This window comes from Longicatena caecimuris (genome assembly GCF_004341945.1).
GTDB classification, from domain to species: Bacteria; Bacillota_I; Bacilli_A; order Erysipelotrichales; family Erysipelotrichaceae; genus Longicatena; species Longicatena caecimuris.
In genome coordinates, this window is record NZ_SMBP01000039.1 from 1 (window position 1) to 6,239 (window position 6,239).

The 6,239-nt window shown below is 35.8% G+C and carries 7 protein-coding genes; 1 reads left to right on the forward strand and 6 read right to left on the reverse strand.

All coding sequences use genetic code 11. From position 1 onward, the window contains the following. Positions 1–391: 391 nt before the first annotated feature. The 4 genes from EDD61_RS13580 to EDD61_RS13595 all read right to left on the reverse strand — a co-directional run bounded on the left by EDD61_RS13580 (position 392) and on the right by EDD61_RS13595 (position 4,354). Entirely contained in the window at positions 392–955 is a 564-nt protein-coding gene (locus EDD61_RS13580) for a hypothetical protein (protein WP_008978166.1), read from the reverse strand. Positions 956–1,114: 159 nt separating this feature from the next. After that, on the reverse strand, positions 1,115–1,993 hold the full coding sequence (locus EDD61_RS14135; protein WP_243642734.1) for a hypothetical protein: 879 nt from the start codon (positions 1,991–1,993) through the stop codon (positions 1,115–1,117). After that, positions 1,990–3,084, reverse strand: a complete 1,095-nt coding sequence (locus tag EDD61_RS13590; protein ID WP_132225847.1) for a hypothetical protein — start codon at positions 3,082–3,084, stop codon at positions 1,990–1,992. The genes EDD61_RS14135 and EDD61_RS13590 overlap by 4 nt, the downstream gene beginning before the upstream one ends. A 544-nt stretch (positions 3,085–3,628) precedes the next feature. Next, positions 3,629–4,354 (reverse strand): metallophosphoesterase, encoded by a 726-nt coding sequence (locus EDD61_RS13595; protein ID WP_132225849.1) that lies wholly within the window; start codon positions 4,352–4,354, stop codon positions 3,629–3,631. Positions 4,355–4,479: 125 nt separating this feature from the next. On the opposite strand from EDD61_RS13595, the gene EDD61_RS13600 reads away from it, so the two are divergent. Beyond that, positions 4,480–5,541 (forward strand): helix-turn-helix domain-containing protein, encoded by a 1,062-nt coding sequence (locus tag EDD61_RS13600; protein WP_132225851.1) that lies wholly within the window; start codon positions 4,480–4,482, stop codon positions 5,539–5,541. Between the two features lie 108 nt (positions 5,542–5,649). Here the strand turns inward: EDD61_RS13600 and EDD61_RS13605 are convergent, their stop codons facing one another. After that, positions 5,650–5,925 (reverse strand): DUF3795 domain-containing protein, encoded by a 276-nt coding sequence (locus EDD61_RS13605; RefSeq protein ID WP_132225853.1) that lies wholly within the window; start codon positions 5,923–5,925, stop codon positions 5,650–5,652. A gap of 133 nt (positions 5,926–6,058) precedes the next feature. Then, positions 6,059–6,239, reverse strand: a 181-nt coding sequence (locus tag EDD61_RS14000; protein WP_207901061.1) for a hypothetical protein, incomplete at its 5' end; no start/stop codon positions are given.

Here is a 6,239-nt window from a genome sequence, read left to right on the forward strand (position 1 = left end):
ATTGAAGAAGATTAGTACATAGACTTCCCATTTTTTCGCATGGTCGCCAAGTATTCCCGCCGCCTATATAGTTCACACTACATTTCGGCCTGCCAGTCCGTCTATGGACCTCTCGGTTACCCATAACTCCTTCATACGATTTCTCACAAAACCGCACTAGTTTAGACTTTCTGTCTTGCATTGGAGCTCAACAGAGTAGGACTTTCACCTACATGACACCTATCTTTTCAGGATTCATTTATTTTCGTTTATGCTCTGTATCGTAAATACAATCCTTAATAAGAAAGAAAATTCAACCATGCCTGTACATGGTTGAATTATAGCGACTGCCTGTCGCACAAAAAGGCAAGATTTCAGTCTCTTGCCCATTATTTATTTATGATCTAAACGTTTATGGTAAGGTGGATATCATAGAAAATTGTTGCAAATCGCGATTTTGAAGAAATTTTCTAACGGCTTCCCAAATGGAATACATAATATTTTCTAAAACACCAAGCTCCATACTATGAATGATCAGCTGCAGCAGATAATCCTCTTTTCCGGTATTTCGATCATTATCAAACATCAACAACAAAACAGCTATGAGATCATTTTTCTTTAAATACTCCAAATCCTCTTCCACCATATCCCCATTATGAAGTTGCATGGTTTCTTCTCCATGTTGACGTATTTCAGCATACACTTCTTTTGGTATCGCAATACGCCCTTTGCGATAAAATAACTGATCTTCCTCCTGCCATAATACAAAACGATTTGTAAAATCCATGACCCGCTTCGTAAGTGGTAAGCGCCAGTCTTCAAATGGTTCTAATTCGCCACTTTGATTCAGATCTTTAAACGCAAAGCCATCCTGCTCAATTATTTGTATACCTAGGTTGGGATTATAACTTAATGTTTTTCCTCCTTCATTTTCAATGATGTCATGTTCATGTTTATGAGTCAATTTCCATTTCATATAGAAACCTCCTTGTGATCTCTATTGTCAGTATATCACTAAACCCTAGCAAGATATGTCAAGTAATCTTGTGAAATTATGTAATCGTTATTACAAATCCAAAACCTTAGCATGGAACATAGGAAAAGGGAGCTCAGCTCCCTTTATCATCCCTTCTGCTTATTTTGTTTTCACATGCTTTAAGCTACTATAAGAACCATAACATTTCTTTCCATCTATTGTTTTATAGGCTCTTACCTTTACATAATACGTTTTATTTCGCGAAAGCTTTATCGTTTTACTGCTGCCACTCATCGTATAGTTCCATTTCCCCTTGCTACTTGTCGCATATGCAATCTGATAACCGCTGGCACCAACGGCTTTCATGCTTACCTGAAGCTTTCCCTTCGCCGCCTTAACACTTACACTTGGTGCTTTCGGTACAATTTTAAAGTTTTTTACAACCGTGCCGGCATAATTACCTTTTCCGGTTATTTGTACAGTTCCCTTACCAACAGATGTGTTTTTTCCATATTTGACAGTATAATCTTTTCCCCTTTTTAATGTCGTCTTTCCATATTTTATAACAACTGCCGGATTCATTCTCTTCCCTGTATAAGAGCGTGTTGTTAAACCTGAATAACTTAACCCTGATATATTCTTTTTTACAATTGTAAAGGATTTCTTTATTGATCCTGTATAATTTCCAATACCTGTGATTTGGATTGTTGCCTTACCAACCGCTGTGTTTTTAGTATAAGATAACTTATAATCTTTTCCTTCTTTTAAAGTTGTTTTGCCTAGCTTGACTGTCACAGAAGGTTTTATCTGTCCTCCTGTATACGTTTTATTTGGGATGGTTGCTACCGTGGCAGAAAGCAGACTGACTGGCTTCACCGTTATATTAGCGCTTCCCGTTATTGCTTTATAATTAGGATGTTCAATCTTATAATATACTTTTGTTGTTCCTGCACTGGCTCGTAATGGTTTCTTTGTTGTCCATACGCCAGAAGGACTTGTTCTGTAATGTATGCTACTACCCGTTGGATAGCCACTCAAAGTAATACCATGCGCCTTGCATCATACGTTCCAGAATAACCTTTCACCGTAGCAGTAGCTGTTTTTTCTTTAGTCAGAAAGAAGAAACCTTTTTGATTCGTCTTAAATGTTAATACGTTATCCTTTTCTACAGCCCTGCCCGCATAAGAAATGCCATTTGTTTTCGGATCATAATTATATAAATTATAATTACCGTTCGAAAGGTTTTCTGCCCGCATATAAATTTCCGCCATACCAGGAATGATCTTAGCATCCTTATTTATTTCAATCGTGTAAGCATTTTCTAGCTTATGATTTTTAAGATATGTGTTAAGCTGGGTATTGCTTATTTGATCATGCGCTGAAGGTTTAAATGAATTCGTACTATTCGTAATTTTCTTAAACATCATATGATAATCATGAAGATACCCATATTCACCAGAATAGAATATGATCGGCACATCAATTTTCTTTAATGACGTTAATTCTTGAGATGTGAAGGTTGTTGGATGCTTATAATGCATCTTTATCGTATCCTTATACATGCGATAGGCATTTTCACCGTCTGCCAAATCTGAATAAAATGCCCCATCATAACAATATTTGTCATGATCTCCATAATAGTAACATTTCTTTTCTATCACTTGACTCGGTAAAACAAAGGCATTAATTTTATTCTTTTGTTTAGCCATTTGATATTCTTTTATCGCATATTCCAACCATTGATTTGAATTTTTTTGTATTTCACCTGTCGCAACATAATTATAAAAATCCGAATAATTAACAGTAAACTTCGTATTATCAAGGCCAGCTTTCACCCCAGTTATAGTCCCATAAACGCCATTTTTTCCTCGTGTTTTACCATCGATATAATAACGAAAATAGCTATCATGTCCTGTATAATCAAATTCACGATAGATTTCTAAGCTATTTTCATTTTGATTACTTTTACATGCTTGTACTTCTTTTGCCGTTCTTGTCCGATCTTGTTTCTCTGCAGCATACAGTGAACTGACTTCAATTACAGATAATCCCAATAACAAAGCCAAACAAGTAATGAATCCTTTTTTTAAACTAAATTTTTTTAAACTAATTTCAACATTTTCATACATTTCTCCCTTTCCTTTTTAATATTCAAATGAATTCTTTATATCGTAGCCTCATCTCCTTTATGATACAGTCAGTAAATGTCCTAATACATAGATATTTGCTAATCGATCATTGCTTATAATCTTCCATAGCCCATTATCGTTATATACATGATATTATAGTTTTTTGTTAAGTTATAGGTGTGACAGGAATTCCATTTAGAGCAGGCATCCAGCAAATCATGTATAGTAAAAGCTGGCTTGTGCATATCAAGTTACAAACAAGAAAAAAACTGTCAGAATATGAGAAAGTTTTATAGCTTTTCACTAAACTACTTTCCGTAATTCTGACAGTTTCTTTTACAATGCCGATAGCTGATGTTTCTATTTGAGAGGATTCTGCATTTCATAAATTCAGAAAACACAAATACTCACTGTCCGCATATTCTCCCATTATCAACGTTGCTATTTTCATATTAACATCTTTTTTGCACATAACCTTTATCATAAAATATGCTCGCATCCCCTGTGTGGATAAAAGATAACACTATGTAAGTGTTAAGCCCTTTTAAAAATAAAATACTTTTCGATCATCCAAGCGCAACAATGCTAATTGTGTATATGCATTATTTGCCGCACACCCACAGTCAATATTAATCACATGTGCATCTTCTATACTTCTATTTCCTGTCCATATCGTGTACGGTCTGCTATCTTGCAAATATAAGGTAGGCGTATGTCCTAAAATTACGCAACGATCATTAAAAAATGCCTCATCTTTTTCGATTCGCTCCCAAACAAAATCCTCAACACACACCTCTGTATCTTCCAGATCCTTCATCCTTACACAACCACTTTGAAATTGCATGCAAGGATAACCATGCACCAGATAATACTGCTGCTCTTGCACATGTACATCACAATAAGCCAGTGGAAGATCGGCTAGATAAGATAAGATTTCTTCTTGTTCCTTTATTGTCAGCTTTTGAAACTGGGCAATGGTTACCTGACAGTGATTACGCTGCCAGCGATCCAGGATTAACATCTTATCGTATAAATCCATTTTTTCATCTTTTAATGCCTGATAATACTGCAGCATCATATATTCATGATTTCCCATCAGCATCTTCACATTGCTTCGTTGCATGACATCCTGTAAAATGACGATACCATCAGGGCCACGATCAATCACATCTCCTAAGATGTACAAAGTATCCTCTTCATGAATTTTTTCCATCATACGATCATAGCGATCCTTTAATCCATGCACATCACTCATCACATAAACAGCCATAGAATGCCCCTTTCTCAACTAACAGTTAAAATTTTCATAAAAAACTTAACAAATACTCGCTTGTCGTTGCGCTTTTGCTCAACTATAATAAAACCATACAAGGCCATGTATAGAAAGAGGTTTATATGAAATATAGTTTAGGAAATAAAATACGCGAATTGCGCTTACACAAACAGCTGACACAAGAGCAGCTTGCCCAACTTTGCAAAGTAAGCAGTGCAGCGATTAGTAAATGGGAACATGACCTTTCTTATCCCGATATTACTCTTCTTCCTATTTTAGCACGAATCTTCCATGTGAGTACGGACGAATTACTTAATTTTGAAAGTGAACCAAGTGAAGACGAAATTGTAGAAATGGCTAAAAAAGCTTTGGAAATGTATCAAAGCGTTCCTTTTGAAGAAGCTTTTGCCTATACGAAAGAATTGTTATATACCTACCCAAACAGTGAATTACTGAAATTGCGCATTGCGTCAAATACGATGTATGTCATGATGTTTGGCGGTGAAAAGAATGGTGCTGTCTATCAAACATTTGCGAAAGAACTATGTGAAGAACTCATCAACAGTACCAGCGATCCTATCAAGGAAGGAGCTGTTATTTTTCTTGTGGATTTTTATATGATTGAAGAAAAATACGACAAGGCAGAACAGCTGTTAGAAAGCTTTCCAAAGCATTTTGATCCAATATCCATGTTGCCAAGCATTTACTTAATGCAAAAGGATTATGTAAAGGCAAACAAATTATTGCAGGAACAATTATATCAGCATTATCATGCCATCTGCATGAATATAATGTCCTTAGCAACCATTGCCAGAAACACGCATAAGAAGGAAGAAATTAAAGCCTATCTAGATTTACTAAAGGCGCTACAAACAATCTTTCATATGGAAGAGGATATTTCCTTTATGCCGATTACAGAAGGTTATTATGAAGATAAACAAGAAGCCTTGTATTATGTAAAACGCTATGTGGATATGTTGTTGCATTGGGATGAGATGGCAAAACGCAAAGAAGCTTTATTGAAACAAACACTTTGGTTTCAAGAGATTGCATTGGATAAAAACAGCTTACCTACCATTATGGGAAAGGAACAACTGTTACAGCTCTTAGACGATAAAGATTTGGATTATCTAAGAGAGGAAGAAGAATTTCAGGCATTATATAAGAAGATACAAAACAGTTAAATTCGGATGCTGATGCAAAAAGCAACCTATATAGAGAAAGAGTCGTATAAGTGATCATACGGCTCTTTTTAATGAATAGTGATTATTTACATATGTATAGAGTATTCTCTACCCTTTTTCGCCTTGCATCGCATGCCATTTTTGACAATTGCGCAAACGCTCTCCCTGATCTCCTTGCTTTTCATCATAAGCAAAGGATTTTGCTAAGGCGCATGGAAATTGCGCACATTCTCCACAATGGGCAAGCTTTTTTTCTTCAACACAGCTTTTTACCGGACATTGTTCTCCCCAAAATGGTTTTGTAATCTGTAAACAACCGGCACAATTCATCGTGTTTTGAAATTCGCACTTGCTGCAACAGATACCACATCTTGATTCTTTCATCTTCATCACCATCGTAATGACATCATCATTACCGATCCTTTCTTCCCTTATAGTATAAAAGATGAACACCCTTATTTCATGTAAAAAAAGGACATAATTAGGGATCTTCCTAAACGTTACCTAATCATAAGACTTAGCAAAGATATCTAAGCTCTTGCTGTTTGGTAAATACCTTAGGTAACATGGTCACAAACATCAAAAAAGGGATGCTATTACTTCTGATCTGCTCCCTGTCAAGTAGACAGGTGAAATAAATAAAACCAGTAATTGATGACTTGTCGTAAGATAGGTCATCTTTTTCTATGCTGTTGCGA